Genomic DNA, 25,401 nt, shown 5'->3' on the forward strand with positions numbered 1-25,401 from the left:
TACTTGATGACCTTGGCCACCACACCGGCGCCGACGGTGCGGCCGCCTTCGCGGATGGCGAAACGCAGGCCTTCGTCCATCGCGATCGGGTGGATCAGGCTCACCACCATCTTCACGTTGTCGCCCGGCATCACCATTTCCACGCCTTCCGGCAGCGTCACCGCGCCGGTCACGTCGGTCGTGCGGAAGTAGAACTGCGGACGGTAGCCCTTGAAGAACGGCGTATGACGGCCACCCTCGTCCTTGCTCAGCACATAGACCTCGGCCTCGAAGTCGGTGTGCGGCGTGATCGTGCCCGGCTTGGCCAGCACCTGGCCGCGCTCGACGTCGTCACGCTTCAGGCCGCGCAGCAGCAGACCGGCGTTGTCGCCCGCCTGACCCTGGTCCAGCAGCTTGCGGAACATTTCCACGCCGGTCACGGTGGTCTTCTGCGTGTCGCGGATGCCGACCACTTCGATTTCGTCGCCCACCTTGATCACGCCGCGCTCGATACGGCCGGTCACCACCGTACCGCGGCCGGAGATCGAGAACACGTCCTCCACCGGCATCAGGAACGGCTTGTCGATCGCGCGCACCGGCTCCGGGATCCAGGTGTCCAGCGCATCCACCAGCTTGACGATCGACGGCACGCCGATCTCGCTCTGATCGCCTTCCAGCGCCAGCTTGGCCGAACCGTGGATCATCGGCGTGTCGTCGCCCGGGAAGTCGTACTTGGTCAGCAGCTCGCGCACTTCCATCTCGACCAGCTCGAGCAGCTCGGCGTCGTCCACCATGTCCGCCTTGTTCAGGTAGACCACGATGTACGGCACGCCCACCTGACGGCTCAGCAGAATGTGCTCGCGCGTCTGCGGCATCGGGCCGTCCGCCGCCGAGCACACCAGGATCGCGCCGTCCATCTGCGCCGCACCCGTGATCATGTTCTTCACGTAGTCCGCATGCCCCGGGCAATCCACGTGCGCGTAGTGCCGCTTCGGCGACTCGTATTCCACGTGCGCCGTCGAGATCGTGATGCCGCGCGCCTTCTCTTCCGGCGCCGCGTCGATCGCGCTGTAATCCTTGAACTCGCCACCGAAGCGCTCCGCACCGACCTTCGTCAGCGCCGCCGTCAGCGTCGTCTTGCCGTGATCCACGTGACCAATCGTGCCGACGTTGACGTGCGGCTTGGTGCGTTCGAATTTACCCTTTGCCATGCGCGCTAAACCCCGATGGAGTCAATGAATTGAAAGAAAACGCCCGTTTCAGGGCCGGCCATGACGGCCGAAGGAATGGTGCTCATGACAGGAATCGAACCTGTGACCTCTTCCTTACCAAGGAAGTGCTCTACCGACTGAGCTACATGAGCGGAAGTTTTAGCCATCCTCCATGATGGCGAAGATCAAGACCGGCGTCCTGCCGGACTCTTCAAAAAGGCGTCGACTTGTGCAGCACATGCAACGTCAACCTGGCTTGGCAGGGGCAGCGCAATGGAGCGGAAGGCGGGAATCGAACCCGCGTAATCAGTTTGGAAAACTGATGTTCTACCATTGAACTACTCCCGCTCTGTGCGGAACTCCTGCCGGACATCCTGTCCCTTCCCTTGCGGGTCGCGCCGCTCTCGCGTCGCGTATCGGGGCGCTCCTGCGACCCGGTGAAACCTGCCATCGATTGAAGCGGCCAATCCGATGTCAACTTGCTCTGGTGGAGGGAGGTGGATTCGAACCACCGAAGGCGTAAGCCAGCAGATTTACAGTCTGCCCCCGTTGGCCGCTTGGGTATCCCTCCAGAATCTTCTTTGTCCTGAGTGTTGCGTGCCGCCTGCACCCGGAAGGTGGATGACTTCGGGCATCCTGCCCTCCGCCCCTTCGAACCCGCCCGTGGACTGATCGAGCCCGTTCCAGGCAAACCATCGAAGGCGCAGGCCGGCAGATTGGCGGTCCGCCCTTGTTGGTCGCTTGGTTATTGCTCCAACAAAGAACGCGTATTGTGTGGATCGAGCCCCGAACTGTCAACACCTTGCGGCGGTGATTCGGCGCCTGCCGGCGATCTGCGCCCGGCTTCTGTCAGTCCGGCGAAGCCGCGTGCAGGTCGACCAGTTGCTCCATGCCCTTGGACAGTTCCAGCAACCGCCTGGCCCGCGCCTGCAGCCGCCGTTCGTCGTCGTCGTGCGGCTCCCAGTGCGGCACCGGCGTCGGTTTGCCGTCCGGGCTGTCCAGCGCCACGAAAACCATCACGCAGCTGGTGGCCAGGCGCTGCTCACCCTTGCGCAGGTCACGTGCCAGCACGTCGACCGCCAGGTGCATGCTGCTGGTGCCGGTGTGGATCAGGCGGGCCCGCACCGTGACCAGATCGCCGATCAGGATCGGCGCCACGAACTGGATCCCGCTGACCGAGGCGGTGACGCAATACGCCCCGCTCCAGGCCACCGCGCAGGCGTAGCCGGCCTGGTCGATCCATTTCATCGCCATGCCGCCGTGCACCTTGCCACCGAAATTGACATCGGTGGGCTGGGCGAGAAAACGGAACGTCACTTCCTGCTGTTTACCGGGCATCGGCTGGCACCTGTCGACGGGATTTCTAGCTTGGCATTATGCCCTGACCTGGAAGGCAATTCGCACGGCCGCGCCAGGCTTCGCCCAATGCCGCCCGCGCCTGCTCCGAAGCCACCGATACCGGTCGCGGCGACGGCACTCAGACGTTGAACAGGAAGTGCAGCACGTCGCCGTCCTTGACGATGTAATCCTTGCCCTCCTTGCGCAGCCGGCCGGCCGCCGCCGCGCCGGCTTCGCCCTTGTACTGGATGAAGTCGTCGTAGCCGACCGTCTCGGCGCGGATGAAGCCGCGCTCGAAGTCGGTGTGGATCACCCCGGCGGCCTGCGGCGCGGTGGCGCCGCGCTTCACCTGCCACGCGCGCACCTCCTTCACGCCGGCGGTGAAATAGGTCTGCAGGTCGAGCAGCTTGTAGCCGGCGCGGATCACCCGGTTCAGGCCCGGCTCGTCCAGGCCCATGTCCTTCAGGAATTCGTCGCGGTCGGCCTCGTCGAGCTGCGCCAGTTCCTCCTCGATCGCCGCGCACACCGGCACCACTTCGGCGCCCTCGGCGACGGCGCGCTCGCGCACGGCATCCAGCAGCGGGTTGTGCTCGAAACCGTCGTCGGCGACGTTGGCGATGTACATCAGCGGCTTCAGCGTGAGCAGGAACAGGTCGCGCACCAGCGCCTTCTCCTCCTCGTCCAGCCCGACGCTGCGCGCGGAGCGGCCTTCGTTGAGCGCAGCGGCCAGCTTCTGCAGTACCGGCTTCCTCGCCAGCGCTTCCTTGTCGTTCGCCTTGGCCGCACGCTCGGCGCGGTTCAACGCCTTGTCCACCGACTCCAGATCGGCCAGCGCCAGCTCGGTGTCGATGGTGTCGATGTCAGAGATCGGGTCGACCTTGCCGGCGACGTGGATCACGTCGCCCTCGAAGCAGCGCACCACGTGGGCGATCGCATCCACCTCGCGGATGTGCGCCAGGAACTTGTTGCCCAGGCCCTCGCCCTTCGACGCGCCGGCGACGAGGCCGGCGATGTCGACGAACTCCACCGCGGTCGGCACCACCTTCTGCGGGTTGACGATCTCGGCCAGCGCGTTCAGGCGCGGATCCGGCACCGGCACCACGCCCACGTTCGGCTCGATCGTGCAGAACGGGAAGTTCGCCGCGGCGATGCCGGCCTTGGTCAGCGCGTTGAACAGGGTGGACTTGCCGACGTTGGGCAGACCGACGATGCCGCATTTGATGCCCATGGATTGGATTCCGGGAAGAGGGAATGGGGAGTGGAGAACAGGAACGACGGGATACGGAACGCCTTGGCGATTCGCTATTCCCTGCTCGTATGCAACAACTGCATCGCCTTGTCGAACTGGCCGGTCGCCACCAGCGGCAGCACGTCCAGCGCGCGGCCGATGCCGTCGAGGATCGCATCCTCGTCCGACGCCGAGGGTCGGCCCAGCACCCACGGCGTGACCTGGTCTCGGTGACCGGGGTGGCCGATGCCCACGCGCAGGCGATGGAACTTGCCGTGGCCGAGGTGGCCCACGATGTCGCGCAGACCGTTCTGGCCGCCGTGGCCGCCGTCGAACTTCAGACGCACGGTACCGGGCGGCAGGTCCAGGTCGTCGTGCGCGACCAGGCACTCGTCCGCTTCGATCTTGTAGTAGCGCAGCGCCGAGACCACGGCGATGCCGCTCTTGTTCATGAAGGTGGCCGGCTTCAACAGCCACACCGGTTCGCCGCCGAGGCGCACGCGGCAGGCTTCACCGTGCAGCTTGCCGTCGAAGGCGAAACGTTCGCCCTGGCCGCCGGCAAGGGCGTCCACTAACCAGAACCCGGCGTTGTGCCGGGTTCGGAGATATTCGGTACCGGGGTTGCCCAGCCCGACGATGAGTCGCAAACCAGCCATGCGGACAAGCAGCAGTGACGGCCCGCGCTCCAGGCGAGCACGGGCCGACGCGGCTTACTTCTTGTCGTCCTTCTTGGCCGGCGCGGCAGCGGCAGGAGCCGGTGCAGCAGCTTCGACAGCCGGCGCTTCCTCGACCTCTTCCTGCACCGTGTTGGCCGTGACCACCGCGGTGTCGTGGCCTTCGCCGCCATGCAGGGCGACCAGCTCGACGTTCTTCGGCAGCTTCAGCTGCGACAGGTGGATGATGTCGCCGGGCTTCAGGTCGGCCAGATCCAGTTCGATGGACTCGGGCAGATCCTTCGGCAGGCAGGTGATTTCCACTTCGGTCAGGTTGTGCGAGATCACCACGCCGGAGGTCTTCGCCGCCGCGGACTTCTCCTTGTTCAGGAAGTGCAGCGGCACGCTGACGCGGATCGCGGCCTTCTCGTCCACGCGCAGGAAGTCCATGTGCATCATCAGCTGCTTGAACGGATGCTTCTGCCAGTCGCGCACCAGCACCTTCTGCACCTTGCCGTCGACGTTCAGGTCGAGTACCGAGGAGAAGAACCACTCGTTCTTGGCGGCGAGTAGGATGGTGTTGTGCTCGATCTGGATGCTCTCGGGAGCCTGACCGGCGCCGTACACCACGGCCGGCACGAAGCTCGCGCGACGCAGGCGGCGGCTCGCACCTTTCCCCTCGTCCTTGCGGCTTTGCGCCTTGATTTCATGAGTCTTGGACATTTCGTTGCTACCTTGGTTTGTGAAGAACCGCCTCGCGGCGATTTCGTGACTTTCCCGCGACCAGAAAAGCCGATGGTGCCGGGCGGCCAGGCCGCGACGGCGAAATCTATGGAATCAATCCACGTACAGCGAACTCACCGACTCGCCGAAGGCGATGCGGCGAATGGTTTCGGCCAGCAGCTCGGCGACCGAGAGCTGACGGATCTTGGCGCAGGCCTGCACTTCCGGGCGCAGCGGCAAGGTATTGGTGACCACCAGCTGGTCCAGATGCGAATTCTCCAGGTTGCTGATCGCCGGGCCGGACAGCACCGGGTGCACGCAGTAGGCCACCACCTTGCGCGCACCGCGGTCCTTCAGCGCGGCGGCGGCCGCGCACAGCGTGCCGGCGGTATCGACGATGTCGTCGACCATCACGCAGGTCTTGCCGTCGACGTCACCAATGATGTTCATCACGGTGGAGACGTTCGCGCGCGGGCGGCGCTTGTCGATGATCGCCAGGTCGGCGTCGTCCAGCCGCTTGGCGATCGCGCGGGCGCGCACCACGCCGCCCACGTCCGGGCTGACCACGATCAGGTCGTCCATGCTGTGGCTGCGCCAGATGTCGGCCAGCAGCACCGGCGAGGCATACACGTTGTCGACCGGAATGTCGAAGAAGCCCTGGATCTGGTCGGCGTGCAGGTCGACCGTCAGCACCCGGTCGACGCCGGCGGCGCCGATCATCCTGGCCGCCAGCTTGGCGGTGATCGGCACCCGCGCCGAGCGCGGCCGGCGATCCTGCCGGGCGTAGCCGAAGTACGGGATCACCGCGGTGACGCTGGCCGCCGAGGCGCGCTTCAGCGCGTCGGTCAGCGCCAGCAGCTCGAACAGGTTGACCGCGCTCGGTGCGCCGGTCGGCTGGATCACGAACACTTCCTGCTTGCGGACGTTCTCCTCGATCTCGATCTGCACCTCGCCGTCGCTGAACGTGCCGACCAGCGCCTTGCCCAGCGGCACGCCCAGGCGGTGGGCGACGTCTTCGGCCAGCGCACGATGGGCGTTCCCGGTAAACAGCATCATCGGAGTGGACGTGTCCACAGTAGTTACCTCGAAACAAAAGCCATCATGAAATGGCTGGGGCGGCAGGATTCGAACCTGCGAATGCGGGAATCAAAATCCCGTGCCTTAACCAGCTTGGCGACGCCCCAGTGATATGTGTGTATCTGCCGTGTCCGATCTGTCTCTAGTCGCCAACAGTCACGCCGCGCCCCGATGGCGCGCCGCTGCCTCATGCAGGGGCGACACGTCGACGCCCGTGGCCAGGTGCGCCGTGAACGCCGCCGGGCATTGCCGCGCCACCGCCTGCGCCCGCTCCAGCGAACGCAGTTCCAGGAACACGCAACCGCCGCTGCCGGAAAGCCGCGCCTGACCGAAGCCGCCCAGCCAGTCCAGCGCCGCGGCCACCCGCGGGTGCCGCGCACGCACCACCGGCGCGAAGGCGTTTTCGGTCGTTTCGCCGGAAACAAAGGATGAAATTGTCGCCCGCGGCGCATTTCGTGTCAATTCAGGCGCTTGAAACAACGCGGCGGTCGGCACCGGCTCGTGCGGGTCGAGCACCACATAATGGCGCGCCGGCAAGGCCAGCGGGGTGAGTCGTTCACCGACACCCTCGGCCCAGGCCGAACGGCCGCGCACGAACACCGGCACGTCGGCGCCGAGCCGGCGGCCCAGCTCCGCCAGCGCCTCCTCGTTCAGTCCCAGTTTCCACAGCTGGTTCAACGCCACCAGCACGGTCGCCGCGTCGGAGCTGCCGCCGCCCAGCCCGCCGCCCATCGGAATGCGCTTGTCCACCGCGATGTCGGCGCCCAGCGAGGTGCCCGCGTGTTCCTGCAGCAGTCGCGCCGCGCGTACCACCAGGTCGGCGGACTCGGGCACGCCCGGCACCTCGCGCGTGCGCCGGATCGCACCGTCGTCACGCACGCGCAGGCGCACCTCGTCGCCCCAGTCGAGCAGGCGGAACACCGTCTGCAGCTCGTGGTAGCCGTCTGCCCGCCGCCCGGTGATGCGCAGGAACAGGTTCAGCTTGGCCGGTGCCGGCCACACCGTCCACTCATCGGGCACGAGCGGCGCCAGCGGCCGGCTCATGAACACGCGCAGTTCGTCGGGGAAGCCGTTCTCGCGATCGCGCTCACGCGCGAACGCAAACGCCGGGTCGTTCTTGTCGACCACGGCAAAACCGTGGTTCGCGTAGAACGGCGCATTCCACGGCACCTCGGCCAGGGTGCCCAGGTCCACCCGCCGGTAGCCGGCTTCGCGCGCCCACGCGCAGGCGTGCTCGAGCAGCGCCGCGCCGATGCCGCGCCGGCCGTACGCCGGCAACACGTCGATCTCGGCAATGCCGATCGCGCCATCGGCCAATTCGGTGTCCAGCCAGACGAAACCGACCGGCTCACCCGCCGCGTCCCGCGCCACCCAGACCAGGCCGCGGTCGATCGCCTGGCGCAACAGTTCCGGCGGGATCGACACGGCCGAATAGCTGGGCCATGCCGGATGCCCGCGGAACAGCTGCACTGCCTCGCGCTCGATCGCGCACAGGGCTTCAACCTCGCTCGGCTCGGCGCGTTCGATCGGGAAAGACATGCTCGGGTTCCGGTGCGGCGACGACGGCCAGCGGGGCGCCAAGCCTAACCGATCAGCGGAATTGCCAGGACTCGATCGACAGCTTCACCTTGTACGGCGGCTTGCCGGCGAACAGCTTGGTTGGCAGCGGCGGCTGGCGGGCGTCGTCCCACTCGCGGTAGTCGACCGTCCAGCCATCCTGCTGCAGCAGCGAGGGCAGCCGGTTCTCGCCGAAGCTCAGCTCGGCCGGGCCGCTGTCCGCGCGCAGGCCGAGCACCCAGGCACGCAGATCGCGCAGCGGCACTTCCCAGCCGAGCGCCTTGTGCATCAGCGCCTCCGCATCGGGGCCATGCAACGGGCCATGCTCCACGCCTTCCAGCAGGGCGCCGTGCGGACCGCCGCTGAGGCGGAAATTCATGCCGCTGATCGCCGGCCCGCGCAGGGTGAACTCGTACTGTTCGCCGTCCTGGGTCCAGCTGAAACTGCCGCTGCCGCCGTCCTTGCCGTTGGAGACGCCAAGCCGGCCCTGCAGCACCCAGTGGTCGGCCTGCGCCAGCGCCCGTTCGCGCGCAAGCTGCGCGCCGAGCAGGCCGGCGTCACCCTTCACGCGTACCGCCGGCGGCACGCAGGCGGCAAGCAGCAGCGGCAAGGCGATGGCGAGGAAACGCAGCTGCCGCCTCATGGATGCAACCGCTTCAGGGTTTCCTGCAAGGCGACGTTGTGCGGGTCGAGCTTGCGCACCTCGTCGAAGACCCGCTGCGCGTCGCGCTGGTGGCCCTGCTTCCACAGCACTTCGCCCAGGTGCACGCCGACGTCGGCGTCCTTGCGCGCCAGCCAGGCGCCGCGCAGGGTCTGCGCGGCCTGCTCCAGGTTGCCCTTGCGGTACTGCAGCCAGCCCCAGGAATCGGCGATCGCCGGGTCGTTCGGCTTGGCGGCGCGGGCGGTGCTGATCAGCCGCTCGGCCTCGGCCAGGTCGCGGTTAGCGTCGGCGAGGGTGTAGCCCAGCGCGTTGCTGGCATCGACGTCGCCGGGCTTGATCTTCAGCAGCTGCTGGAAGTCCTGCACGGCCTGATCGACCTGGCCGGCCTCGGCATAGGCCAGGCCGCGCCCGTAGAGCAGTCCCGGGTCGTTCGGCACGACCTGCAGCGCGTGGCTGAATGCGGCCTCGGCCTTCGCGTAGTTCTGCTCGCGCAGGTACAGCTCGGCATCGGCCTGCCAGGCCTGCCGCAGCTGCTCGGGCTGGTCGAGATAGGCCAGCTGCAGCTGCCCCATCAATTCGTGCGCCTCGGCGCGCTTGCCCTGCGTGTGCAGGATCAGCGCGCTGCGCAGATCGGCATCGAACGCATGCTCGTCGGTGTCGCCCACCTGGTCGTACCAGGCCAGCGCCTCGGCCTCGCGATGCTGCATCTCGGCCAGCTGGCCGAGCAGGTACGCGCTGCTTTCGCGGATCTCCGGCGACGCGTGCTGCAGTTCCCGGTACAACGCGGCCAGCGCCTTGCCGTCCTGCTCGTGCGCGGCCAGTCCGGCGCGCATGGCGTAGGTGTCGGCGTTCTGCGGGCCGCGCGCCAGCAGCCGGCCGGCGCCGGCGTAGTCACCGGCCTGGCCGAGCATGCCGGCGTAGGCCAGGCGCAGCTGGATGCTCTGCGGTTCCTTCGCCAGCGCCTTCTGCAGCAAGGCGCGGGCGCCGTCACGGTCGCCGTCCTTGAACTTCATCTGCGCCGCCCAGGCGTAGGTCTCGGCGCTCTTGAACCGCTGCATCGCGGCGTCGGCGATCTGCACGGCGTAGGCGTGCCGGCCGAGGCGATCACCCAGTTCGCTCATCGCCAGCCAGGCGTGCGCGTCACCGGGCAGGCGCGACGGCGTGGCCAGCGCCTCCAGCAGGCGGGCCGCCTGGGCCTGGTCGCGGGCACCGACCAGCACACGGCCGAACTGGCGCCAGGCATCCTTGTCGCCGGTACCGATCAGGAACTCCAGCTGGCGCCGCGCCTCGGCGGCATCGCCACGATCCAGCGCCAGCTGGGCGCGTGCCTGCGCCAGCGCGGCGGGTTTGGCGCCCAGCGTCTGCCAGCGCTGCAGCGCACGTTCGGCAGCAACGTCGTCATGCACGGCGATCGCCAGACCGGCGGCGCGCTCGGCCACCTGCGGGTCGTTGCTCAAGGCCATCGCCTTGTCGTAGTGCGCGGAGGCCGCCTTCAGGTCGGTGCGGGTCAGCGCCATCTCGCCGGCCAGCAGTTGCGCCAGCACGTCGTGGTCGGCATCGGGGGTGACCACCGTCAGCTGCGCCAGCGGTTGCGGCGTGGCGATCGTCTCCGGGGCGGAACGCCGTGGCGCATCGGCGCAGGCGGCCAAGCCCAGCGCGAGCATCATTACTGCCGTAAAATGCCGCAGTTGCTTGAACTTGCCGGCCCCGCTCCGCACACTATTGTCCATCCACATGCCTGCTCTGGTCACCGCCTGGCGACGTCGCGTCAAGCTTAGCCTACGCCGCCGGATCCCTGCCGCCGAGATGTTCCGACCACCATGCCGTTGATCGCCCTCGGGCTCAATCACCTCACCGCGCCGGTCAGCCTGCGCGAGCAGGTGGCGTTCGACACGGACGCCGCCGGCGAGGCCCTGCACGAGCTGGCCCGCGAGCCCGGCGTGGAAGAGGCGATGATCCTGTCCACCTGCAACCGCACCGAGCTGTACGTCGGCGTCGCGGCGGGCGCGGAGGACATCCCGCAGGCGTGGCTGAATCGTCATCACCATCTGACCCCCGGCAAACTGGATGAGTTCCTGTATCGGCACGACGAGGACGATGCGGTGCGCCACATGTTCCGCGTCGCCACCGGGCTGGACTCGATGGTGCTGGGCGAGCCGCAGATCCTCGGCCAGGTGAAGGACGCCTACCAGCTCGCACGCGAGGCGCAGTCGCTGAAGGCGCCGATGGACCGCCTGCTGCAGCACACCTTCGCGGTGGCCAAGCGGGTGCGCACGGACACCCGCATCGGCGCGCACACGGTGTCGGTCGCGTTCACCGCGGTGCGCCTGGCCGAGCAGGTGTTCGCCGACCTGAAGCACGCCTGCGTGCTGCTGATCGGCGCCGGCGACACCATCGAGCTGGCCGCGCGGCACCTGGCCGAAAAGCAGGTGCGTCGGCTGATCGTGGCCAACCGCACGCCGGAAACCGCGCAGGAACTGGCCGGCCGCCACGGCGGCTACGCGATCGCGCTGGCCGACCTGCCGCAGCACCTGGCTGAAGCCGACATCGTGATTTCCTCCACCGCTGCGCGGCAGCCGATCGTGACCCGCGCAATGGTCGAGCGGGCGATGGCCGCGCGCAAACGCAAGCCGATGTTCATGGTCGACATCGCGGTGCCGCGCGACATCGAGGCCGGCGTGGGCGAGTTGCCCGACGTGTATCTGTACGGCATCGACGACCTGCGCCAGGTGATCGACGACAACCTGCGCTCGCGCGCCGCCGCCGCGCACGAGGCCGAGGCGATCATCGACCTGCAGGTGGAGCGCTACATGGCCTGGCGCCGCGCGCTGACCCTGAAGAACCCCGCCCTCGACATGCGCCAGCACGCCGAGGTCTACCGCGACGAAGTGCTGGGCAAGGCCCGCGCGATGCTGGCCCACGGCAAGTCGCCCGACGAGGCGCTGGCGTTCCTCGCCAACACGCTGACCAACAAGTTGCTGCACCACCCCAGTGCGCGCCTGCGCGAAGCGGCGCTTTCCGGCGACCTCGACCTGCTGCACGCGGCAGGCCGGCTCTACGGGCTGGACGACGAACAGGCCGGAATGCGGGACGAGTAGCGAGGGCGGCTTGCTGCCGCCCGCCGTGCACGTCCGCAATGATGGAGCCGCGTCCGCTTCATCACCCGTCCCTCTACCATCGCCAGCAGCCCATGACCCCATCGATCCGCCGCAAGCTCGAGGCACTGGCCGAGCGCCATGAGGAAATCGGCCTGCTGCTGTCGCAGCCCGAGGTGCTCGGCGACAACACGCGCTTCCGCGAGCTGTCGCAGGAATACGCCCAGCTCGAACCGGTCGCCGCCTCGCTGCGCGAGCACGACCAGGCCGAGCGCGAGCTGGCCGAGACCCGCGCGATGCTGGACGACCCCGAGCTGGGCGAGATGGCGGTCGACGACGTGCATCGGCTGGAGCAGCGCCTGCTCGATCTCGACGACGCACTGCAACTCCTGCTGCTGCCGAAGGACCCGCGCGACGAGGCCAACCTGTACCTCGAAGTGCGCGCCGGCACCGGCGGCGACGAGGCGGCGATCTTCGCCGGCGACCTGCTGCGCATGTACCTGCGCTACGCCGAAAGCCGCCGCTGGCACGTCGAGATCCTCAGCGAACACACAGGCGAGCACGGCGGCTACAAGGAGGTTGTGGCGCGCATCGAGGGCAAGGGCGCCTACTCGCGGCTGAAGTTCGAATCCGGCACGCATCGCGTGCAGCGCGTGCCGGAAACCGAGTCGCAGGGGCGCATCCACACCTCGGCGGCGACCGTGGCGATCCTGCCGGAGCTGGACGAGATCGACGACGTCGAGATCAACCCGGCCGACCTCAAGGTCGACACCTTCCGCGCGTCGGGCGCCGGCGGCCAGCACGTCAACAAGACCGACTCGGCGATCCGCATCACCCACCTGCCCACCGGCACCGTGGTGGAGTGCCAGGAAGAGCGCAGCCAGCACAAGAACCGCGCCCGCGCGATGAGCCTGCTGAAGGCGCGCCTGCTCGACGAGGCGCAGAGCAAGCAGAGCGCGGCGCAGGCGCAGGAACGCCGCCTGCAGGTCGGTTCGGGCGACCGCAGCCAGCGCATCCGCACCTACAACTACCCGCAGGGCCGGATCACCGACCATCGCATCAACCTCACCCTGTACCGCCTGCCCGAGATCATGCAGGGCGACCTGGGCGAACTGATCGACACGCTGACCCGCGAACACCAGGCCGACCTGCTGCAGGCGCTAGGCAGCGCCTGACAACACCGTCACGGGGTGTCGGGTTAACCTGCACAGCAAATCTCCTTGTCGTCACAGCAGGCCGGGGCACCCTGCGCCCCCTCCCCGTGTCGTCATTCCGGCGCAGGCCGGAGGTGCTTTACAACAGCGAAGCTGGTCATCGCACTTCAACTTTCGCACATCGCAAGTGCGATTCCGGCCTTCGCCGGAATGACGAGGTTGACTGGCTTGCGCCGGAATGACAGTTGAGGGGTTTCGAGGCTGGAGGTCTGGAGGATTGGAGATCGACATGGGCAAACGCTACCGCAACGCGATGAAGGAACTGCAGCTCGACCTGATCCGGCTGCAACGCGGCCTGCGCAGCAGCGGCAAGCGGCTGCTGGTGATCTTCGAGGGCCGTGACGCCGCCGGCAAGGGCGGCACCATCAAGGCCATCACCGAAAGCCTGGACACCCGCGGCTACCTCATTGCCGCCCTCGGCAAGCCCAGCGAGACCGAAACCACCCAGTGGTACTTCCAGCGCTACGTCGCCCACCTGCCGAGTGCCGGCGAGTTCGTGCTGTTCGACCGCAGCTGGTACAACCGCGCGGTGGTGGAACCGGCGATGGGCTTCTGCAGCAGCACGCAATACGAAGCCTTCCTCGACGCCGTGCCGGCGTTCGAGAAACTGCTCGCCGACGACGGCATCATCCTCCTCAAGTACTGGCTGGCGGTGGACCAGGCCGAGCAGGAACAACGCTTCGCCGAGCGCGCCGACGACCCGCTGAAGCGCTGGAAGCTGTCGCCGGTGGACCTGGTCGCGCGGCAGAAGTACGCGGAGATGGGCCGGCTGCGCGACGTGATGATCGAGCGCACGCATGCCGAGCATGCGCCGTGGTTCGTGGTCGATTTCAACGATCAGAAGCGCGGCCGGATCAACCTGATCCGCCACCTGCTGCAACAGGTACCGTTGCACGAGGAAGCCGTGCCCGCGCTGAAACTGCCGAAGCTCAAGGGCAAGCCGAAGACCGAGCACGTCACCGACCAGGCGCTGTGGGTGCCGGCCACGTTCTGAGCCTCAGGCCGTATGGAAGCCGTGCAGATCCTGCTCCGGCAAGTCCTCGCGGCTGAGCGTATCGACGCGCGCCGCCGGCGGCCCCTGCCGCAACCAGCGCTCCAGCGCATCGAGCGCCGCCGGCTCGCCGCAGGCGAGCACCTCGACACTGCCGTCGCGCCGGTTCACCGCATGGCCGGCCACGCCGAGCGCCAGCGCCTGCTCGCGGGCACTGGCGCGATAGCACACGCCCTGCACCCGGCCGCCGACGATGAAGCGCGCCGTCGGCATCACTTGCCTCCGATCAGGCCTTCCAGCGACGCCTCGGTCACCGGCCCCACGATGTGTTTGGCCACCTTGCCGTCGGGGTCGATCAGGTACGTCGTGGGCAGGCCGCGCGGTTCGTCGAAATCCTTCGGCGGCTGGTCCAGGCTGACCTGGGCGATCGGGTACACCACCGGGTGCTTGGCCAGGAATGCCTTGATGTCGGCCAGGTCGCTGTCCTCGTAGGCCAGCCCGATCGCGGTGACGTTGTTGTGCGCGGTGACGAAGCGCGAGATGTCCGGCATCTCCTTGATGCACGGCACGCACCAGGTCGCCCAGTAGTTGACGATCACCCACTTGCCGCGCTGCGCGGCCAGGTCGAAGGTCTTGCCGTCCAGCGTGGCGACGTGCAGGGTCGGCTGCGCCGGCATCGCCGCCTGCGCCGGGGTGGCGAACGCCAGTGCCGCGGCCAGCACGGCAACCGGAGCGGTGAAGGATGAAAACAAGCTCATGCGGGGAGTTCCTCGGTGTCAGCCGCCGGGTCGGCGGCAGGGGGATAGATCTGGTCGAGCCGGGTGCCCAGCTTGGCCTGCAGCGCGGCGGCCAGTTCGGCCAGCAGCGCCAGCAGCTCCGGCGGCAGCGCGATGCCCAGCGCGGTCGCCTCCTCCTGCGGCTGCAGCGGCAGGCGGTAGTCGGTGTGCCGGTACACGCGCAGCAGGTCGGTGCTGTCCAGGCTGCGGCACAGCAGCCAGCCGCCGGTGTCGCCGCGGCGTATCAGCTCGGCCTGCTGCAGGTCGTCGAAGTAGTCGGCGATCAGCGCGCTGCGCAGGTACGGCTCGCGTACGCGCAGCTCGGCCGGGTCGACGCAGTCGCCGCTGCGCTGGGCCTCGACGAAATGCCGCAGCACCACCAGCAGGCCGAGGAATTCGGCGCCTTGGGGCAGCGTGTGCATCGGCGCGTGGTATTCGAACGCGGACGCCGAGGCGGCGACCGACGCGGCCAGGATCACGATCACCCACGACAGGTAGATCCACAGCAGGAAGATCGGGATCGCCGCCAGCACGCCGTAGATCTGCTGGTAGGTCTGCGCCTGCTGCACGAACTGACCGAAGCCCCAGCGCGCGATCTCGAACAGCACCGCGCCGAGCAGCGCGCCGATCGCCGCGTCGTGGCGCGACACCCGGCAGTTCGGGATCACCGTGTACATCAGCCACAGCGTGAAGAACGTCACCACGAATGGCAGCGTGCTCAACAGGCTTTGCGCGACGCCGCCGAGCTGGTCGGCGGCGCTGTGCAGCAGCGGCGCCGCGGTCACGTACGAGGTCACCGCGATGCCGCCGACCACCAGGATCGGACCCAGCGTCAGCGCCGCCCAGTACAGCAGCAGGCGCGAGCCCCAGCTGCGCGGCTGGTGCACGCGCCAGATCCGGTTCAGCCGGTCCTCGATGCTGATCATCATCGCCAGCGCGCTGAACAGCATCACCAGGATGCTGATGCCGGTGAGCTTGCTGGCGTTCGCCGCAAACCCGAGCATGGTCGCCTGCACCGCCTCGCCGGTCGACGGCACGAAATTGTCGAACACGAAGTTGATCAGCGTGTCGCGCGCCGGCTGGAACACCGGGAACGCCGCGAACATCGCGAACACCGCCACCGTCAGCGGCACCAGCGAGACCAGCGTGGTGTACGACAACGCACCGGCCGTCTCGAAGCACTTGTCGTCGACGAAGCGCTGCCAGATGAAGCGGCTGAAGCTCTTCGTGCGTTCGCGGTTGAAGCGCCGGATCATCGCTGTCCTTTCACTGGTGGCCCGGGCGGACCACCGACATCGTGGGTACCGGCCGGTACACTAGCGTATTGGCTGTGAATGCCTCAAACGCACGAGTCGACGCCACATGAATCACGAGATCCTGGTCCTGTACTACAGCCGCAGCGGCCACACCGCCCAGCTGGCGCGCCTGATCGCCCGCGGCATCGAGGAAGTGCCCGGCATGCGCGCGCGCCTGCGCCAGGTGCCGCCGGTGGCACCGGTGACCCAAATCGCGCAGCCGCCGGAACCGGAGGACGGCGCGCCGTACGTGCAGAAGCAGGACCTGCTCGATTGCGTCGCACTCGCCATGGGTAGCCCCACCCGCTTCGGCAACATGGCCGCGCCGCTGAAACATTTCCTCGACACCACCGGCGCCGAATGGGCCAGCGGCGCGCTGGTCGGCAAGCCGGCAGCGCTGTTCACCTCCACCAGCACCATGCACGGCGGCCAGGAATCCACCCTGCTCTCGATGGCGCTGCCGCTGCTGCATCACGGCATGCTGCTGCTCGGCGTGCCATTCACCGAGTCGGCGCTGACCGCCACGCAAAGCGGCGGCACCCCGTACGGCGCCAGCCACATCGCCGGCGCCAAGGGCGACAACCCGATCAGCGAGCACGAACGCGAACTGGCCCGCGCGCTGGGCCGCCGCCTGGCCGACGTGGCCCGCCGGCTGGCGGATACGCCATGACCGCCGCCATGCGCGCACCCATCCTGCCCGTCTATCGCGTCGGCCTGGCCGCCTGGGCCTTGCTCGTCGTGCTGCAACTCGCCTGGCACGCGTGGCTGGTGCCGCCGCAAACCCTGCCGGTCTGGCTGGTGCTGGCAATCACCCTGGTTCCCCTGCTGCTGCCGCTGCTGGCGATCCGCGACGTGCGCCGCGCCCTGCTCTGGGTCGGCATCCTCAGCCTGTTCTATTTCAGCCACGGCGTGGCCGAGGCCTGGAGTTCGGCGGGCGAGCGCTGGCTGGCGATCGCGGAGATCGCGCTGACCGTGTTGCTGATTGCGGCGCTGGGGGCCGGGGTGAAACGGCGGAAGCCGGCCGCGCCGACGCGCGATTGATCAGCGGGCCGCTTCCGGCTGTGTTTTCTACCAAGGGAACACGGCAGGTTCACTCCCTGACCATTGATAAGTGAACCTGACCCGTTCGGTGGGGTGTAGGTGGAGTGCCGGCGCCGACGGCTTGGTCAAGTGAGCGTTCAACGCTTGAATGAAATGTCAGGGCGCATTTTCCAATGCCGAAAGATCACCCACCTCGCTGTATTTTGCTAGATGCGCCGCGATGTCTCGCGTGAGCTGGTTGTCGTTTGCAGCAACGGCGGCGATCCACATTTTGAACAAGCCGAACCCTATCGATGCAACTGGGTCTTGCGCCTCGTCACGGAGCTTAACCTGCATCTCGTTGAGCTTGTGAATGTAGGCGACCCGCTCCGCCATCGGAAGGGCTTGGAATGATCCGATGCTGTAAAAGCTGCGAAATATGCTGTTCGCCAGATTGATCGCATGGCCAACAGCGACCTGCACTGACGAATCAGCGGCTTCGAGATGACGAACGGTAGCCTCGAAATCCGATTTAAGCACGCCGCGACCAGGGTGCTCATTATGTTTGAACAAGTTAAACACCCCCCTGCGCACTAACGCTTGAATCAAGCCGCGCCGCGAAGCGGCGTCGGCTTGAATGAATTGTTGGGCGGCTCCGCCAATCTAGGCGGGAGTTGCGCTCGAAGTATATGCACGCGCCCTCCTGCTGCTTATGTCGACGAGCCATACCCTTGAGAAGTTGGACTTGTCCGTTGCCAATTGAATCGCCGCATCGAGCTGCGACTGATCCCATTGCCACAGGTCGTCGATGGGTGTAGATCCCTCATGAACAATTAGTTCGACGCGCGGTAGAGCGTAGACCTTGTGCTTTTTACGCGCGATGCACTCGACAGCATCGTTGATATCAATCCGATAGTTAGAGTAGTGAAACTTCCCTGTGCCAAATTTCCGCTCAATGACTGGGTCTGTTAGAGCAGTCAACTCGAAGCCGCGGTCACCGCCTGAGACTCTGCAGATGATGTCTGGATTAGGAGGTTCGAGTTGCCGAATGGATGAGGTGTCGGCATCGACTTGAGCGATTTCTACAAACTGAAGAAAGGCAGAAAGCTCCTTCTTTCGCTTCACGGACCCAACCATCGCAATGTCCCTTCAAAGCCGCCCAACGCTATGTAAATTTCAAAACGAAGTGTAACCCTGCAGCCTATCCCGTGCTCGTCGCCATACACGACAGAGCTCAGGCCTGCACAGACCAACAAGTTGCTGCGCTTGGTGCAGCCTAATCCCGCCGTCTAATCCCCGCCGTGTTTCCACGCGCATGACCACGACGCGAACGCCGTACACGAAAGACCCCCGCCTCACCCAAACACCACCATACTCTGCCTGCTCAAGGCCACCGGTTCCCCACCCGGCCCCCACAGCATCACGCTCTGGTTGGTGTAGCCGTCACGGGCGGCAATCAGCTCCGCATCGACGCGCCAGTCGTCCAGGCCGAGGTCGTCGTAGCGGTCGCGCAGCAGTTCGAGCATCCAGGTGAGCGAGCTGCCGGGGGTGGGCGCGGCGAACATCGACAGGGCGATCGGCGGGATGAAGTCGGCGAAGGCGAGCACGTGGGTTTCGTCGACGGGACCGTCGTCGCGCAGGGAAAGCTGCAGCACGCTGTCGCGCTGGCGGCCGCCGCTGAATGGCAGGTCGCCGCGCAGCCAGCGCGCGCCGAAGTGCTGGGTGAAGGCGGGCATGCGGCCTTCGACGTAGCGCAGTTCCTGCGGCGTCGTCGCCACGACGGGCGGTTGTTCGGGCTGGAAGTCCAGCACCGAGGGGCGCGCGCTGCCGAATACGCCGAGCAGCCGGCACAGCGTCTGCTCGCCGTCGCACAGGCTGGCCTCGACCTGGATCGCGCTGCGCCCTGCGCGCAGCAACCGCGCGCGGATGGCCACGCTGCCGGCCGGCACCGGTGCGATGAACGTCACCTGCAGGGTGCGCAGCGGCATGTCCGCCGGCACCAGCTCGCACATGGCGCGCAGGGCGAGCGCTGCCTGCAGGCCGCCGAAGGCGCTGCGTCCCTGCAGCCAGTCCTCGCTGACCGTAGCCTGCCAGCCGTCGCCATGGCGCGTGACCGTCTGCATCGCTTCGGAAAATCGCATGGATGGTGCCTGCGCCGGGGAGTGGCTTTCGATGATGCCAGCGCGACGCACCGAACGCCCGCATGCCTATACTCGACACCTCGACTCTGGTCGGAGCGCGCCATGGCCTTCCTGCAGGATCCGCCGCAACTTCCCCACCCGTATCGCAGCGACCGCCTGCTGCTGGCCTGGCTCGACCGCGCACTGCCGGCCAACCGCCGCGCCGCGCTGGACGCCGACCTCGACGCGCTGGGCGACTACGCAGTGATGGCCTGGCAGCGCGCAGGCGCCACCACGCGGCGCAAGCCGGTGCTGACGCAGTGGGACGCGTGGGGGCAGCGGGTCGACCGCATCGAGTTGACGCCGGCGTGGCAGGAAGGTGCAGCAATGACGACGCGCCACGCCATGCTCGCCGCCGGCCACGGCGACAGCGAGCACGCGCGGCTGGAGGAATTCGCCCGCGTCTACCTGTACCACCTCGCCAGCGAGTTCTACACCTGCCCGCTGGCGATGACTGACGGCGCCGCCACCGCGATCAAGGCCTCCGGCAACCGCGAGCTGATCGAGCGCGCGCTGCCGCATTTCCTCAGCCGCGATCCGGCCACCTTCTGGCTCAGCGGCCAGTGGATGACCGAGACCGCCGGCGGCTCCGACGTGGGGGATACCGAAACCCTCGCGCGGCAGGACGCCGACGGCCAGTGGCGGCTGTACGGCCGCAAGTGGTTCAGCTCGGCGGTGGTCGGCGAGGCCGCGCTGGCGCTGGCGCGGCCGGAAGGCGCCGGCAGCGGCGGCGCGGCACTGGCGCTGTTCTACGTCGAGACGATGGACGGTGCACGGCGCCGGCCGGAGCTGATCGTCGACCGCCTGAAGGACAAGCTCGGCACGCAGGAATTGCCCACCGCGGAAATCCACCTGGACGGCCTGCCCGCCTGGCCGCTGGGCGAGCTCGCCAACGGCGTGCGCCAGGTGGCGCCGGTGCTCAACATCACGCGAACCTGGAACGCGGTCTGCGCGGTCGCCAGCATGGCCCGCGCGATCGCCCTGGCGCGCGACTTCGCCGAACACCGGCGCGCGTTTGGCCGTCCGTTGATCGAGCAGCCGCTGCACGCGCAGACGCTGGCCGACATGCAGGCGCAGTTCGAGGGCGCGTTCGCGCTGGCGTTCGAGGTGGCCCACCTGCTCGGCCGGGTCGAGCATGGCGCGGCTGCTCCGCACGAGGCGGCGCTGCTGCGCCTGCTCACCCCGCTGGCCAAGCTGTGGACCGGCAAGCTGGCGGTGGCGATCTGCTCGGAGGCGCTGGAATGCTTCGGCGGCGCCGGCTACATCGAGGACACCGGCCTGCCGCAACTGCTGCGTGACGCGCAGGTGTACGCGATCTGGGAAGGCACCACCAACGTGTTGTCGCTGGACAGCCTGCGTGCGCTGGCCGGCGACGGCCTGGGCCCCTTGCGCACGGCCTGCACCGACTGGCTGGACGGCGGCGACGACATGCACGCGGCCAGCGCGATCCGGCAGACGCTGGACGCCGCCGCGCGCTGGCTCGACCGGCATGCGGCCGCACGCGACACGCTGGAAGCCGGCGCGCGCGGCCTTGCCTTCACCCTGGCGCGCTGCGCCGCGGCGGCGCTGCTGGCACGCCAGGCCAGCTGGTCGAGCCGCCGCGGCGACCCACGCCCGGCCGCAGCCCTGCACCGCTTCGTTGACCTCGGCCTCGACCGGCTGGTGACCCCGGACGCGGACAACACCGCCTTGCTGCTGGGCTGACGCGCACCTGCAGGGCCGTTCTCCACACACCTCGCCACGAGGCAAAGATCAAAAGCGGCGGGCGGTGCCCGCCTACGAAGCTGGGGTAAACGGCTTTTGGTGTAGGAGCCCGCTTGCGGGCGATGCTCTTCCATGTGTGGCCAAAGCATCGCCCGCAAGCGGGCTCCTACAGGCACGCCGGTGTCGGCACGGGCTAAAATGGCGCGACTTTCCCACGGCCCACCGACATGCAGCACCTGACCATCGTCACCACCGGCGGCACCATCGACAAGATCTACTTCGACGACAAGTCGGACTACAAGATCGGCGCGCCGCAGATCGGCGAGATCCTCGGCCAGCTCGGCGTGGCGTTCCAGTTCGACGTGATCCCGATCCTGCGCAAGGACAGCCTGCACATGGGCGCCGAGGACCGCGCGCTGGTGCGCTCGACGATCGAGGCGCAGCCGCACCGCCACGTGCTGGTCACCCACGGCACCGACACCATGGTCGAGACCGCGCGCGAACTGGCCAGCATCAAGGGCAAGGTGATCGTGCTGACCGGCGCGCTGAACCCGGCGCGCTTCCAGGGTTCCGACGCGGTGTTCAACATCGGTTGCGCGGTGGCCGCGGTGCAGACCCTGCCCGACGGCGTCTACATCGCCATGAACGGCCGCGTGTGGGATCCGGCCAAGGTGCGCAAGAACCGCGACGCCAACCGCTTCGAGGAAGTGGCCGGCTGAGCCGCGCATGAAAAGGCCCGGTCGATCCGACCGGGCCCGGCTTGACGATCACTGCTCCTTGGGTAAAACGACGGACCGTCCGTGGCCCGCCAGGGGGCTTACCAGGTGGCTTTCAGCGACACGCCGGAGAACGCCGTGTAGCCGCGCACCTTGATGTAGTACGTGCCCGAGGCCGCGCTGAACGAGCAGGTTTCGTTGTTGCCGGTCAGGTACGGGCGGCAGTCGTAGCTGGTGGTGGTCGGTGCCAGACCCTTCTTCACGTACAGGTCCGCATCGCCGGTGCCGCTGGAGATCGCGATCGTCAGGTTGCTGCCCGCCGGCACCGTCACCGTATAGCTCAGCTCCTGGCTCGCCGAACCGGCCAGGCCGGTCACCGGCACGCCGTTCTGCAGGCCGCCGCTACCACCGCCACCGGTGCTGTAGGACGCCTTGACGGTGACGCCGGAGTACGCCGAGTAGCCGTGCACCTTGATGTAGTACTTGCCGGCACTCGGCGCGGCCACGCTGCAGCTTTCCGCATTGCCGGTCTTGTACGGGCGGCAGTCGTAGCTGCTGGTGGTCGGCGCGCTGCCGAACTTGGTGTACAGGTCGGCATCGCCGGTGCCGCCGGAGATCGACATCACCAGGTTGCTGGCACCGGTCGGCACGGTGATGAAGTAATCGTTGTCGGCACCTGTCGCACCCGACACGCCGGTGACGCCCACGTTGTTCTGCAGTTCGGTGGTGGTGCCGCCACCGCCGCCGCCCGCGCAGGCCACGCCCACCCCGGCGAACGCGGTGGTCACATCACTCTTGTTGTAGACCAGATCCTGGGCCGCCGATTCCACCCCGCAGGCGCCGGAGTTGAAGCTGGTGGTGGCATTCCAGTAAACCTTGTTGGCCAGCGCGAACACCTGGAAGGCCTTTTTGGTATCCCAGCCGGCGGTCTTGGCCAGCAGGCAGAACGCCTTGTTGTACACGCCGCTGCTGTAGTGCACGTCCATGGTGGAGGTGAAGTTGGCGGCATTGTCGATCGAACGGCCATCCTGGGTCGGCGTGCACATCCAGCGCAGCGCGGTACCGCTCTTCATGATGTCGGCGCCGACCAGCCAGTCGTTGCTGCCGCGGTCGAAGAATTCGGCCGCCTCGCCGGCGATGTCCGAATACGCCTCGTTGATGCCGCCTGACTGCCCTGAGTACTGCAGCGCGGAGTGCTGCTCGGTGTAGCCATGGCTGATCTCGTGGCTGGTCACGTCCAGCGACACCAGCGGGTAGAACGTGCTGGCACCGTCGCCGAAGTACATCGCCGTGCCGTTCCAGAACGCGTTCTCGTAGTTCAGTTTGTAGTGCACGTTCATCACCAGCTGGAAGTTCAGCGGCGCCACGCCGACGTAGGCCATGTACATGTCGTGGGTCACGCCGCCGAAGTGGTGGGCGTCGTTGACCGGCGAGTAGGCGCCGTTGATCGCGTCGGTGTCGCTGTTCGGGCAGGTGAAGCTGACCACCGAACCGGTGGTGCCCTGGCGCAGGTTGTTGGTCTTGACGTTGGTGTTCTGCAGCGTGCAGGTGCTGCCGGACTGGGTCACGTCGAGTGCGGCGTAGTTGGTGCCGTAGAGGTACTTGCCGGTCTTTGTGTTGCCGCCGGGACCAGTGGCGGAAGCATCAGTCAGACCGTTCCAGCTCTGGATCACTTCACCGGTGTTGGCGTCGACGATCGCGGTCGGGCGCGACGGATTGGCGCCGCCGACGAAGTAGGACACGCGGTAGACCAGGCGCGCCGTGCCGTTGTCCTGCGGGTAGACGAACAGGTCGGTCTGCTCGTTGCCGACCGTGGCGCCGCCGGCCAGGCTGGTGTGCGCATGCGACCGCAGCGCAGCGAGGGCACGGCCGCCATCCAGCTTCGGTGTGACCGAAGCCAGGCCGAGCTGACCTTCCGGCATCAGTTCGCCAGTGGCGCGCAGCGCGTTGCCGCTGGCGTCCTGCACCACGGCAATGCTGCGGCCGTAGACCGGCACGCCGCGGTACATCTGCTGCTGACGCACCACCTTGTGCCCGTTGGCAATGGCGGCGGCGCCACGCGGCGCCAACGACATGTTCTGGCCGAGGTTGAGGTGGGCGGCCAGCGAGCTGACCGGTACCGCGCCGAGATTCTGTGCACGCAAGGTCTTCGTGTTGGCAGCGGTGGCCACCGATGCGGTAGCCATGCCGATCGCGGCCACCAGCAGCTTCAGACGGTAATGATTGGGCATTGAAAAACTCCTAGACACTATTTTCGGGACAAACGGGCCCGATGCGGCCACGTAGACCCCATGCAGAATTGCCGTGCTCGGCACGGCCCCTTTTTTTCGTGTGCTGTCTAGCGATCCCAAACTACGTCCCGAACCGGCTGCTCCCCCCTTGGCATTCCGTTGCATGGGCAGCGCGTGGACGCGTAACTGCAAGACGGCGATCACGCCGCCAAAGGATCATCCGTCAACCTCCCCGATGACGAATCCGGTTACGTTATTCCTTGCGGACCATCGCAACAATCTGACTTTTTCCTACGCCGGGTGACGGCAGTCACAGGACGCGGGATCGGCGCGTGGCGCCGCAAACGGCGGGCACGCGGCCTATCGCGGCGGCGTGCGCGGTTCGATGTCGTTATTTGCTGCGCGAAGCGGCGATGCAAACTTGCGGCCAGCGACGTCGCGTGCAGCGCCGCCGGCAAGCGCGCCGGGACACGCGGAAAGCCCATGCGGTCCCCACGATCCACGCGCCGGCGCGATGGCCGGCAGGCAGCTTCAGAGCATGCCGGTTTCGAGCTTCGCCGCGTCGGACATCATCGAATGCGTCCACGGCGGGTCGAACACCAGGTCCACGTCGGCTTCGGCGATCGTGGGGATCATCTCCAGCTTGGTGCGCGCGTCGTCAACCAGGATGTCGCCCATGCCGCAGCCGGGCGCGGTCAGGGTGAGCTTCACGTAGACCTTGCGCGCGCCGGATTCGGTCTGCTCCAGGCTGAGGTCGTAGACCAGCCCCAGCTCGACCACGTTCACCGGGATTTCCGGATCGAACACGGTGCGCAACTGGTCCCACGCCAGCTTCTCCACGTCCGCATTGGTGGCGTCGTCCGGTACCTCGATCGGCGCCGGCCGCTCCTTGCCCAGCGCGTCGGCGTCGTCGCCGGCGATGCGGAACAGGTTGCCTTCCACGTAGACGGTGAAGCTGCCGCCCAGGGCCTGGGTGATGTAGCCGATCTGCCCGGCCGGCAGGGTCACCTCGTCGCCTTGCGGCACCATCACGGCGCTGCAGTCGCGCACCAGGGTGAAGGGTTCACTGCTCAGACTGAAACCGCTCATGCCAACGCCGATCCTGTATCTGCGGGCGCGGCCATGCGTCGAGCCCGGAGTGCGTATTATGCCGCTCGCCGCGTGCGGCCGCTTGTCCCAGATCAGGCCGGAACCCGCCGGAGTCAAGGGAGCCCCGCCGACGACACGTTATGATGGCCGCTTTACCCGACGGGAAAACGCATGCGCACTGCCCTCCTGACGTGTCGCCGCCGATGAGCGTGCGTACCGTGGCGCTGTCCGTGTTCGCGCTGTTCAGCGCTGCGATGCTGGGCCTGGCCGCCGGCGCCGTGTGGATGGTGGCGGCGCTGTATCTGCGCCACCCGCTGCCGTGGCTGGCATTGCCGATCGGCGCGCTGCTGGCGTGGACCATCCGCACCTGCGTGCGCCTGCCGGGCACGTTCGCCGCACTGCTGGCGGCGGGCGCCACCCTGCTGGCCGCGTTCTACGTCAACCTGCTGGTTGCCGGCGTGCTGATTGCCGGCAACATGGGCATGGGTCTGATCGAGGCGATGCGCACCGCCGGCCCCGGCATGCTGTGGCAGCTGGCACGGATGGCGCTGTCGCCGGCGGACCTGGCCGATGCCGCGCTGGGCATGCTGCTGGCCGCATGGCTGGCCTGGCGCCCGTCGCGCCGGCGCTGAAACCAGCCATCACGACGCCGGGCGGGCACCG

General features: G+C 67.5%; 25 protein-coding genes and 4 tRNA genes. 8 read left to right on the plus strand and 21 right to left on the minus strand.

The genetic code is table 11. The features are described from left to right. The 13 genes from tuf to RHOOR87_RS0117190 form a co-directional block, all read right to left on the minus strand. Window positions 1-1,190, minus strand: a 1,190-nt coding sequence (gene tuf / locus RHOOR87_RS0117130; RefSeq protein ID WP_027485133.1) for an elongation factor Tu, incomplete at its 3' end; no start/stop codon positions are given. A gap of 76 nt (window positions 1,191-1,266) precedes the next feature. Further along, window positions 1,267-1,342 (minus strand) — tRNA-Thr (locus RHOOR87_RS0117135). Between the two features lie 122 nt (window positions 1,343-1,464). Further along, window positions 1,465-1,538: transfer RNA gene (locus RHOOR87_RS0117140), tRNA-Gly, on the minus strand. Between the two features lie 137 nt (window positions 1,539-1,675). Then, window positions 1,676-1,761: transfer RNA gene (locus RHOOR87_RS0117145), tRNA-Tyr, on the minus strand. A 278-nt stretch (window positions 1,762-2,039) separates the two neighbouring features. Then, complete coding sequence (locus tag RHOOR87_RS0117150) at window positions 2,040-2,528, minus strand: acyl-CoA thioesterase (protein WP_007514558.1); 489 nt, start codon at window positions 2,526-2,528, stop codon at window positions 2,040-2,042. 139 nt (window positions 2,529-2,667) lie between these two features. Beyond that, entirely contained in the window at window positions 2,668-3,756 is a 1,089-nt protein-coding gene (gene ychF, locus RHOOR87_RS0117155; RefSeq protein ID WP_007514559.1) for a redox-regulated ATPase YchF, read from the minus strand. 74 nt (window positions 3,757-3,830) lie between these two features. After that, complete coding sequence (gene pth, locus RHOOR87_RS0117160) at window positions 3,831-4,412, minus strand: aminoacyl-tRNA hydrolase (protein ID WP_027485730.1); 582 nt, start codon at window positions 4,410-4,412, stop codon at window positions 3,831-3,833. A gap of 54 nt (window positions 4,413-4,466) precedes the next feature. Beyond that, window positions 4,467-5,132 carry a 50S ribosomal protein L25/general stress protein Ctc gene (locus RHOOR87_RS0117165; RefSeq protein ID WP_027485731.1) on the minus strand — a complete coding sequence of 222 codons (666 nt, stop codon included), beginning with the start codon at window positions 5,130-5,132 and terminating at the stop codon, window positions 4,467-4,469. Between the two features lie 114 nt (window positions 5,133-5,246). Continuing rightward, the gene (locus RHOOR87_RS0117170; RefSeq protein ID WP_174315862.1) at window positions 5,247-6,188 is read right to left on the minus strand and encodes a ribose-phosphate diphosphokinase; all 942 of its coding nucleotides are present in this window, start codon (window positions 6,186-6,188) and stop codon (window positions 5,247-5,249) included. A gap of 51 nt (window positions 6,189-6,239) precedes the next feature. Beyond that, window positions 6,240-6,316, minus strand: a tRNA-Gln gene (locus RHOOR87_RS0117175). Window positions 6,317-6,365: 49 nt separating this feature from the next. After that, window positions 6,366-7,748 carry a 4-(cytidine 5'-diphospho)-2-C-methyl-D-erythritol kinase gene (gene ispE, locus RHOOR87_RS0117180; protein ID WP_027485732.1) on the minus strand — a complete coding sequence of 461 codons (1,383 nt, stop codon included), beginning with the start codon at window positions 7,746-7,748 and terminating at the stop codon, window positions 6,366-6,368. 52 nt (window positions 7,749-7,800) lie between these two features. Beyond that, window positions 7,801-8,409, minus strand: a complete 609-nt coding sequence (gene lolB / locus RHOOR87_RS0117185) for a lipoprotein insertase outer membrane protein LolB (protein ID WP_008435516.1) — start codon at window positions 8,407-8,409, stop codon at window positions 7,801-7,803. After that, the gene (locus RHOOR87_RS0117190; protein WP_008435518.1) at window positions 8,406-10,094 is read right to left on the minus strand and encodes a tetratricopeptide repeat protein; all 1,689 of its coding nucleotides are present in this window, start codon (window positions 10,092-10,094) and stop codon (window positions 8,406-8,408) included. Before RHOOR87_RS0117190 ends, lolB begins: the two co-directional genes overlap by 4 nt. A gap of 153 nt (window positions 10,095-10,247) precedes the next feature. Between RHOOR87_RS0117190 and hemA the strand changes: the two genes are divergently transcribed. From hemA to ppk2, 3 genes are all read left to right on the plus strand, one after another. Next, a complete protein-coding gene (gene hemA / locus RHOOR87_RS0117195; RefSeq protein ID WP_008435519.1) occupies window positions 10,248-11,525 on the plus strand; it encodes a glutamyl-tRNA reductase in 1,278 nt (425 codons plus the stop codon). 92 nt (window positions 11,526-11,617) lie between these two features. After that, the gene (gene prfA, locus RHOOR87_RS0117200; RefSeq protein WP_008435521.1) at window positions 11,618-12,697 is read left to right on the plus strand and encodes a peptide chain release factor 1; all 1,080 of its coding nucleotides are present in this window, start codon (window positions 11,618-11,620) and stop codon (window positions 12,695-12,697) included. A 268-nt stretch (window positions 12,698-12,965) separates the two neighbouring features. Beyond that, a complete protein-coding gene (gene ppk2, locus RHOOR87_RS0117205) occupies window positions 12,966-13,730 on the plus strand; it encodes a polyphosphate kinase 2 (RefSeq protein WP_027485733.1) in 765 nt (254 codons plus the stop codon). Between the two features lie 3 nt (window positions 13,731-13,733). Here the strand turns inward: ppk2 and RHOOR87_RS0117210 are convergent, their stop codons facing one another. Genes RHOOR87_RS0117210 through RHOOR87_RS0117220 form a run of 3 tightly spaced genes read right to left on the minus strand, consistent with a single transcriptional unit; the run spans window position 13,734 to window position 15,759 of the window. Beyond that, window positions 13,734-14,000 carry an acylphosphatase gene (locus RHOOR87_RS0117210; RefSeq protein WP_015447067.1) on the minus strand — a complete coding sequence of 89 codons (267 nt, stop codon included), beginning with the start codon at window positions 13,998-14,000 and terminating at the stop codon, window positions 13,734-13,736. Further along, window positions 14,000-14,485: a TlpA disulfide reductase family protein gene (locus RHOOR87_RS19395; protein WP_081700025.1), complete on the minus strand. Its 486-nt coding sequence runs from the start codon at window positions 14,483-14,485 to the stop codon at window positions 14,000-14,002. Before RHOOR87_RS19395 ends, RHOOR87_RS0117210 begins: the two co-directional genes overlap by 1 nt. Beyond that, on the minus strand, window positions 14,482-15,759 hold the full coding sequence (locus RHOOR87_RS0117220) for a YihY family inner membrane protein (protein ID WP_027485734.1): 1,278 nt from the start codon (window positions 15,757-15,759) through the stop codon (window positions 14,482-14,484). Before RHOOR87_RS0117220 ends, RHOOR87_RS19395 begins: the two co-directional genes overlap by 4 nt. 106 nt (window positions 15,760-15,865) lie before the next feature. Here RHOOR87_RS0117220 and wrbA point away from each other — a divergent pair, with 106 nt between their 5' ends. Then, entirely contained in the window at window positions 15,866-16,468 is a 603-nt protein-coding gene (wrbA, locus tag RHOOR87_RS0117225; RefSeq protein WP_027485735.1) for an NAD(P)H:quinone oxidoreductase, read from the plus strand. Further along, on the plus strand, window positions 16,465-16,839 hold the full coding sequence (locus RHOOR87_RS0117230; protein WP_015447064.1) for a DUF2069 domain-containing protein: 375 nt from the start codon (window positions 16,465-16,467) through the stop codon (window positions 16,837-16,839). The genes wrbA and RHOOR87_RS0117230 overlap by 4 nt, the downstream gene beginning before the upstream one ends. A gap of 156 nt (window positions 16,840-16,995) precedes the next feature. Here RHOOR87_RS0117230 and RHOOR87_RS0117235 read toward each other — a convergent pair whose 3' ends face one another. From RHOOR87_RS0117235 to RHOOR87_RS0117240, 3 genes are all read right to left on the minus strand, one after another. Then, entirely contained in the window at window positions 16,996-17,391 is a 396-nt protein-coding gene (locus RHOOR87_RS0117235) for a hypothetical protein (RefSeq protein ID WP_155950973.1), read from the minus strand. Window positions 17,392-17,481: 90 nt separating this feature from the next. Continuing rightward, the gene (locus RHOOR87_RS20525) at window positions 17,482-17,943 is read right to left on the minus strand and encodes a hypothetical protein (RefSeq protein ID WP_155950974.1); all 462 of its coding nucleotides are present in this window, start codon (window positions 17,941-17,943) and stop codon (window positions 17,482-17,484) included. Window positions 17,944-18,173: 230 nt separating this feature from the next. After that, window positions 18,174-18,959, minus strand: coding sequence for a thioesterase family protein (locus RHOOR87_RS0117240; RefSeq protein WP_027485737.1), 786 nt, complete (start codon window positions 18,957-18,959; stop codon window positions 18,174-18,176). Between the two features lie 102 nt (window positions 18,960-19,061). On the opposite strand from RHOOR87_RS0117240, the gene RHOOR87_RS0117245 reads away from it, so the two are divergent. After that, window positions 19,062-20,702 carry an acyl-CoA dehydrogenase family protein gene (locus RHOOR87_RS0117245; RefSeq protein ID WP_027485738.1) on the plus strand — a complete coding sequence of 547 codons (1,641 nt, stop codon included), beginning with the start codon at window positions 19,062-19,064 and terminating at the stop codon, window positions 20,700-20,702. A gap of 227 nt (window positions 20,703-20,929) precedes the next feature. Further along, window positions 20,930-21,421 carry an asparaginase domain-containing protein gene (locus RHOOR87_RS0117250; protein WP_007514349.1) on the plus strand — a complete coding sequence of 164 codons (492 nt, stop codon included), beginning with the start codon at window positions 20,930-20,932 and terminating at the stop codon, window positions 21,419-21,421. A 98-nt stretch (window positions 21,422-21,519) separates the two neighbouring features. On the opposite strand, the gene RHOOR87_RS0117255 is transcribed toward RHOOR87_RS0117250, so the two are convergent. Then, window positions 21,520-23,649 (minus strand): pre-peptidase C-terminal domain-containing protein, encoded by a 2,130-nt coding sequence (locus RHOOR87_RS0117255; RefSeq protein WP_027485739.1) that lies wholly within the window; start codon window positions 23,647-23,649, stop codon window positions 21,520-21,522. Between the two features lie 531 nt (window positions 23,650-24,180). Continuing rightward, on the minus strand, window positions 24,181-24,738 hold the full coding sequence (gene sufT, locus RHOOR87_RS0117260) for a putative Fe-S cluster assembly protein SufT (protein WP_007514345.1): 558 nt from the start codon (window positions 24,736-24,738) through the stop codon (window positions 24,181-24,183). 203 nt (window positions 24,739-24,941) lie between these two features. Here sufT and RHOOR87_RS0117265 point away from each other — a divergent pair, with 203 nt between their 5' ends. Then, window positions 24,942-25,370 (plus strand): hypothetical protein, encoded by a 429-nt coding sequence (locus RHOOR87_RS0117265; RefSeq protein WP_015447059.1) that lies wholly within the window; start codon window positions 24,942-24,944, stop codon window positions 25,368-25,370. Window positions 25,371-25,401 lie beyond the last annotated feature (31 nt).

This window comes from Rhodanobacter sp. OR87, from assembly GCF_000473345.1.
Taxonomy (GTDB): Bacteria; Pseudomonadota; Gammaproteobacteria; order Xanthomonadales; family Rhodanobacteraceae; genus Rhodanobacter; species Rhodanobacter denitrificans.

What these genes read in the sequence shown, in the direction of transcription:
- RHOOR87_RS0117150 (WP_007514558.1), bottom strand. Translation starts at nt 2,528, where the DNA reads ATGCCCGGTAAACAGCAGGAAGTGACGTTCCGTTTTCTCGCCCAGCCC.
- ychF (WP_007514559.1), bottom strand. Translation starts at nt 3,756, where the DNA reads ATGGGCATCAAATGCGGCATCGTCGGTCTGCCCAACGTCGGCAAGTCC.
- pth (WP_027485730.1), bottom strand. Translation starts at nt 4,412, where the DNA reads ATGGCTGGTTTGCGACTCATCGTCGGGCTGGGCAACCCCGGTACCGAA.
- RHOOR87_RS0117165 (WP_027485731.1), bottom strand. Translation starts at nt 5,132, where the DNA reads ATGTCCAAGACTCATGAAATCAAGGCGCAAAGCCGCAAGGACGAGGGG.
- RHOOR87_RS0117170 (WP_174315862.1), bottom strand. Translation starts at nt 6,188, where the DNA reads ATGATGCTGTTTACCGGGAACGCCCATCGTGCGCTGGCCGAAGACGTC.
- ispE (WP_027485732.1), bottom strand. Translation starts at nt 7,748, where the DNA reads ATGTCTTTCCCGATCGAACGCGCCGAGCCGAGCGAGGTTGAAGCCCTG.
- lolB (WP_008435516.1), bottom strand. Translation starts at nt 8,409, where the DNA reads ATGAGGCGGCAGCTGCGTTTCCTCGCCATCGCCTTGCCGCTGCTGCTT.
- RHOOR87_RS0117190 (WP_008435518.1), bottom strand. Translation starts at nt 10,094, where the DNA reads ATGATGCTCGCGCTGGGCTTGGCCGCCTGCGCCGATGCGCCACGGCGT.
- hemA (WP_008435519.1), top strand. Translation starts at nt 10,248, where the DNA reads ATGCCGTTGATCGCCCTCGGGCTCAATCACCTCACCGCGCCGGTCAGC.
- prfA (WP_008435521.1), top strand. Translation starts at nt 11,618, where the DNA reads ATGACCCCATCGATCCGCCGCAAGCTCGAGGCACTGGCCGAGCGCCAT.
- ppk2 (WP_027485733.1), top strand. Translation starts at nt 12,966, where the DNA reads ATGGGCAAACGCTACCGCAACGCGATGAAGGAACTGCAGCTCGACCTG.
- RHOOR87_RS0117210 (WP_015447067.1), bottom strand. Translation starts at nt 14,000, where the DNA reads ATGCCGACGGCGCGCTTCATCGTCGGCGGCCGGGTGCAGGGCGTGTGC.
- RHOOR87_RS19395 (WP_081700025.1), bottom strand. Translation starts at nt 14,485, where the DNA reads ATGAGCTTGTTTTCATCCTTCACCGCTCCGGTTGCCGTGCTGGCCGCG.
- RHOOR87_RS0117220 (WP_027485734.1), bottom strand. Translation starts at nt 15,759, where the DNA reads ATGATCCGGCGCTTCAACCGCGAACGCACGAAGAGCTTCAGCCGCTTC.
- wrbA (WP_027485735.1), top strand. Translation starts at nt 15,866, where the DNA reads ATGAATCACGAGATCCTGGTCCTGTACTACAGCCGCAGCGGCCACACC.
- RHOOR87_RS0117230 (WP_015447064.1), top strand. Translation starts at nt 16,465, where the DNA reads ATGACCGCCGCCATGCGCGCACCCATCCTGCCCGTCTATCGCGTCGGC.
- RHOOR87_RS0117240 (WP_027485737.1), bottom strand. Translation starts at nt 18,959, where the DNA reads ATGCGATTTTCCGAAGCGATGCAGACGGTCACGCGCCATGGCGACGGC.
- RHOOR87_RS0117245 (WP_027485738.1), top strand. Translation starts at nt 19,062, where the DNA reads ATGGCCTTCCTGCAGGATCCGCCGCAACTTCCCCACCCGTATCGCAGC.
- RHOOR87_RS0117250 (WP_007514349.1), top strand. Translation starts at nt 20,930, where the DNA reads ATGCAGCACCTGACCATCGTCACCACCGGCGGCACCATCGACAAGATC.
- RHOOR87_RS0117255 (WP_027485739.1), bottom strand. Translation starts at nt 23,649, where the DNA reads ATGCCCAATCATTACCGTCTGAAGCTGCTGGTGGCCGCGATCGGCATG.
- sufT (WP_007514345.1), bottom strand. Translation starts at nt 24,738, where the DNA reads ATGAGCGGTTTCAGTCTGAGCAGTGAACCCTTCACCCTGGTGCGCGAC.
- RHOOR87_RS0117265 (WP_015447059.1), top strand. Translation starts at nt 24,942, where the DNA reads ATGAGCGTGCGTACCGTGGCGCTGTCCGTGTTCGCGCTGTTCAGCGCT.